At 46.3% G+C, this 4,410-nt stretch carries 9 protein-coding genes; all 9 read right to left on the bottom strand.

What is annotated here, in order from left to right; translation table 11 throughout:
- Positions 1 to 479, bottom strand: a 479-nt coding sequence (locus ACXLDX_RS11580) for a TraE/TraK family type IV conjugative transfer system protein (protein ID WP_457577342.1), incomplete at its 3' end; no start/stop codon positions are given.
- Entirely contained in the window at positions 476 to 757 is a 282-nt protein-coding gene (gene traL / locus ACXLDX_RS11575; RefSeq protein ID WP_457577341.1) for a type IV conjugative transfer system protein TraL, read from the bottom strand. The genes traL and ACXLDX_RS11580, both read right to left, overlap by 4 nt.
- Positions 758 to 776: 19 nt before the next feature.
- Positions 777 to 1,112 carry a hypothetical protein gene (locus tag ACXLDX_RS11570; RefSeq protein ID WP_457577340.1) on the bottom strand — a complete coding sequence of 112 codons (336 nt, stop codon included), beginning with the start codon at positions 1,110 to 1,112 and terminating at the stop codon, positions 777 to 779.
- A gap of 68 nt (positions 1,113 to 1,180) precedes the next feature.
- Positions 1,181 to 1,684, bottom strand: coding sequence for an OmpA family protein (locus tag ACXLDX_RS11565; RefSeq protein WP_457577339.1), 504 nt, complete (start codon positions 1,682 to 1,684; stop codon positions 1,181 to 1,183).
- 115 nt (positions 1,685 to 1,799) lie between these two features.
- Positions 1,800 to 2,252 carry a hypothetical protein gene (locus ACXLDX_RS11560; RefSeq protein ID WP_457577338.1) on the bottom strand — a complete coding sequence of 151 codons (453 nt, stop codon included), beginning with the start codon at positions 2,250 to 2,252 and terminating at the stop codon, positions 1,800 to 1,802.
- Complete coding sequence (locus ACXLDX_RS11555) at positions 2,249 to 2,782, bottom strand: sigma-70 RNA polymerase sigma factor region 4 domain-containing protein (RefSeq protein ID WP_457577337.1); 534 nt, start codon at positions 2,780 to 2,782, stop codon at positions 2,249 to 2,251. Before ACXLDX_RS11555 ends, ACXLDX_RS11560 begins: the two co-directional genes overlap by 4 nt.
- A 290-nt stretch (positions 2,783 to 3,072) precedes the next feature.
- Positions 3,073 to 4,005 carry a plasmid replication initiator TrfA gene (trfA, locus tag ACXLDX_RS11550; RefSeq protein WP_457577336.1) on the bottom strand — a complete coding sequence of 311 codons (933 nt, stop codon included), beginning with the start codon at positions 4,003 to 4,005 and terminating at the stop codon, positions 3,073 to 3,075.
- A gap of 41 nt (positions 4,006 to 4,046) precedes the next feature.
- Complete coding sequence (locus tag ACXLDX_RS11545; protein ID WP_457577335.1) at positions 4,047 to 4,292, bottom strand: helix-turn-helix domain-containing protein; 246 nt, start codon at positions 4,290 to 4,292, stop codon at positions 4,047 to 4,049.
- Positions 4,289 to 4,410: transposase (locus tag ACXLDX_RS11540; protein WP_457577343.1), on the bottom strand; the 122-nt coding region annotated here is incomplete at its 5' end. The genes ACXLDX_RS11545 and ACXLDX_RS11540, both read right to left, overlap by 4 nt.

The raw sequence follows: 4,410 nt of genomic DNA, 5'->3' as shown, positions 1-4,410 counted from the left end.
TTACTGGTGTTTTCAAGCTGAGTATTTCCTGCCAATTGTTTGAGATTGCCGAAAACCTCAATAAAACTTTCACCGAGCTTGATACTTTCCAGATAAAAAACGGAACTGACCTGCGATTCCTCCACCCTGCTGGCCAGGGAGTACCAGGCTTTTGAAGCCTGTGGATAGGACTCCGGGGCATAGTAGAAAAGCAGCTCCTCGAACTGTGCCCTTGCCGTTGGCGGAGAATAGGTGCCTGCCAGGTTGACGATTCTCCTCGTCATATCCTTCAGGTAAGTATCCGTGGGTTTGCCCTGAACAAATTCAACCGTGCCGGTCATTTTCGGTGGTATCAAAACAACTCGCTGATACTTAACCGCACGATATACCATGAATGAATTGAAAATTACTGCCAGCGACAGAACAACGATGACAAACTTCAGCAACCGATTCTCCACAAAGAGGTTACTGGTTTTCTGGACAAAAATATTCGTTTTCATTCGTGGAACTCACGTTGAAAATAATCAGGATAATTTTTCATCTGGATGAATCCGAACATGTAAAGGATATGTTTTAAAAATCCCCGCGACTTCACTCGCTTGGTACGAGTATAAAAATATTGGGTGACGAGAAAGATCAGCCACATGATCTTGCCGTACAGGAGCGCCAGGGTGAGCGTAAACACAAACAGGATCAACTCATCGGTCTCAAACCAGAGTACCTGAATCGGCTTGGACAGATACTGCGGGAACCTGTGGGAAAAATTATTTTCTGCCATTCTCGCTTCTCATTTCCTATCAGCTGATCACCGCACCGATGGTCTGGACAACACTGTCTGCCTTGAGCAGAAAGGCACCACCAAGAACGACTCCGGCTGCCGGCAGTATCATCTGTCGGATAGCCAGGATGGCCGCAAAGACCATGCAGGCCACTCCGGCAATAAAGCCGATGGGGCCAAGCAGAATCTGGTTCACACCGATATCATAGAGGTCATAGGCAAATGAACCCGCTGCCGGTACAGTCATGGCCATTGCGTTGGCAGACAGCAGACAGGCCGCCAAAAGAACGACAAATCCCGTGAGGATCTTTGCCTGCCGAATTTGCTTTCCTTGTGGGGTAAAACTGGTTTTCATGAGGTTCTCCTTTTGCTGCAAGTTACTTAAAAAGCTATCGTATTAATGCAAGACAGCATGTTTGCTCTTTATGGCCGCAAGGTTATTTCAACCCGCCGGTTCTTAAAATATTCTTTGGGATCATCGGTAACAGGCTGTTCTGCCCCTTTGCCCTGTACTGATGCCACCGCAAAACCGTGTTCCTGTAAAAACCGAGCTACAGTTTCTGCCCGTTGCCGGGAAAGGGTCTGGTTGAGTTGTTCCGGACCAAACTGACAGGCATGGCCAGTGACCTGTAAAGCCATATCCATTCCCTCGCATCTTATCAAATCCGACAATAGCGTTTCTGCGACCATCGGTTGAAGAACTGCGCTTCCCATCTCAAACAACACCTGAGCAATATGACACCTGTATGCAGGGACACCCCTGGAAGATACCCTTTCACCGATCACAAAGGTGTTCGTGGTTACATCACGGACCATTGCCATTCGATAGGTGTATAGCTCCTGCCGGATCTCCAGTGCTCCAGAAATTTTCGGGATCAGCAACATGGAGATCAAAGCTGCAAATATGATTTTGGTTGTTGTGTTCATCTCTGTTTTCTTTTTTCCGGCAGGGTGACCTGTTATTCATTTTTCACCCTGAAAATTATTCGGTCCGGCTTCCTCATCACCTGAAATGTAAGTTCCAATAAATGATGTTTATTACTTATTTGTTTGTGCTCTGTAAGAGAGCATTGCGATTGTTTTCTGCCCTGATCTTTTCCCGATGCCTGGCTACCTGAACCCTGTTTCGGATTTTATACAGGCGGCTTATCTGTTTCTTTGAGAGGAGAAAACCAAAGGTTGTTTGTATCTCTTCGATGAGGGCTGCCATGGGAAGTTTTTTCCCATTCTCAAGGTTGTAAAATCTGGTGGAGGCATAGCGTTCCCATTTGCTTGGCAGATCTGCAGTTCTGAGAAAGTTTTCTCTTGCCTTTAGAGAAAGACGGCTCAGCTGGCCTCGAAGTATTTTTTTATTTCCCCAAATCTGTTCCAGAAATCGGAGACGGACAAAATCTTCATGACAGAGAGGATCCTGTATGAGTTTCTGATGATTCAAATAGCGAAGAATTTTTCTAGGAATAGACGTAACTGTGGCATACTCGGTGATATACATCATGTTGTTGCTCCTGATATTCTCTGAATGCTATGCATCACCAAACGGCAGGCATGACGGCGGCTGACATTAAATTCTCTGGCAATGTCCCTGGTACAGACCGGGACAGGCTGCCTGAGAAGCCAGAGGCATATCTCTTTCTGCCTTGTGGTGACCGCTGTTAAGGCTTGGTTGATTTCTTCTTTCTCCGGCTCTTTTGTTTTTTCTTCTTGTTTCGGAGAAGGGAGAAAATAATCTTCCAGGCAATGGACGGTCTGGATCCCTGAAGCGAGCAGTATGCAGTTGGTTCTGAAAATCACCCGAAAGTAGCGGACAAACTGCTCCTGCTTTTTCTTCTTCCTGGAAATGACCAGTGCTTTGAAGGCTGCAATAATTGCTTCCTGGTACAGATCTTCATTGTCTCCTGCCATAAACCTGAAATAGGGCGATGCAATCTGGCGGATGAGTTTTTTATTGGTCGAAACCCATTGCTGGACCATGGACCAGATTTCCCTGTTGGAAAGTTGCTGATTACTTTGCATCGGACAAGTCATTTGTTCCCTGGTTCCTCTTACATTTGCGCGTACTAAAAGATTAAAGAAAGATTAAAGATGATTAGCTGATTTTCACGATCGACTGAAACTCCCTGCCCATCGGCGTTTGAGACTGTTTCTATTTTGTAAAGTGCGAGTGCTATGCCCCCTTTGTGTGAGTGCTATGCCCCCCTTGGTGTGAGTGCTATGCCCCCCGGTGTGAGTGCTATGCCCCCTGGGTGTGTGTTCTATGCCCCCCAAGTGTGGGTTCTATGCCCCCTCAGTGTGAGTGCTATGCCCCCCCTGAAATCTCATTTTAAAACTTGGTTGTTTGCAAATCGCTGTACATGCAGCTTGTCATCGCCATCAATTTTCCAGCTTTGAATTGCTCCAACATTGACCAATTCGTCCATTGCCATGCGGATACTCCGCCGATAATCGACCAAACGCTTACAGTCGGATCCGCATAGATGCTTTAAGGTTGCAATTTTGATTGGATAAGGTGATCTATGACTGGCATAAAACCCATGCAGCCATTTGGATAAATTTGTTTTAAGCCTGAGTCGTTGCTGCCACTGCAGTTGGGTCCAGCCTGCATCGAATAGTTCAGCAAGTTTTGGATTGATTTTCAAAAAATAGGTTTGTTTCCGGTCATTATAGTAAAACTCGTCCACCAACGACCCAGCATAGGTATATTGTCCGTTCAGCAACCTGTTATTCACATCGACGTTGATCTCCACTGCGGTGGCGGTCAATCTTCGAAAACAGTCCTTAAGCCACTCCCGGCCAGATTTTCCCGATTGACGGCCAATAGAACGGAGAAAGGTCTTTACCTGAAAGCGTATGTAAAATTCCGGTGTTCTTTCGATATGATGGGTTTGTAAATGAAGAGCCTGCACCAGGACATCAAAGTCTCCCTGATCCAGTCTCCATCCCGTATAGCGAATATCAAGCCCTTTAACTGCTGCAATTAACTCGCCTTTAACAGCCCTTCGCCTGCCTCGCTTGATTACCCCGAAAAGTGCAGAACGGAGACAGAGGTTGGGTACCCCCCGCGTTTTTTGTGGCCAGTCCGGCAGGATAGGAATTTGCTCCAGCTTACGAATTTTTTCTCGTAGTTCCGGAGACAAAAGATTGAGACAATGTTCAGAAACAGGCTTGGAGAGCGCAACCTGACTGTTGTCACCATGTTGAGTCGGGGTATTTCCTTTTGCATGAAATTTTGATTGATTATCGATTTTCAAAACTGTTCATCATCGACTATAGACATCCTCGCAGCGGCGACTTACCAAAAATTAATATTCTTTGATTTTCGTTTTCGACCAGCCCGCTTTACGACGATTCCGTCTTTTATTGAGCTGTCCAGAAAGCTATCAAGATCAGCCTTGCGGAACAGGAGTTTTCCCTTCGGGTGACCTGATGGGCGGGAAAAAGGAATTATCCGTTGTTCAACGGCCAGCCGCCTAAAATGATCCGGCGAGAAGCCGACGTACTCCGCCGCCTCTTTCAGGGTCATGTTTTTTGGGTTCATCCGACAAGTTCGTACCTGGCGAGGTGAATAGCTTTGATCTTGAGCTTGAAAAAGTCGAGATCCCGAAAACCATATGCCTGCCGTTTCATGGTCTTTATTTTGTTGTTGATACCCTCGA

The sequence above is a fragment of the Desulfomarina sp. genome, from assembly GCF_054039375.1.
The sequence above is the reverse complement of the archived record's forward strand: the minus strand, read 5'-3'. Positions and strand labels throughout refer to the sequence as shown.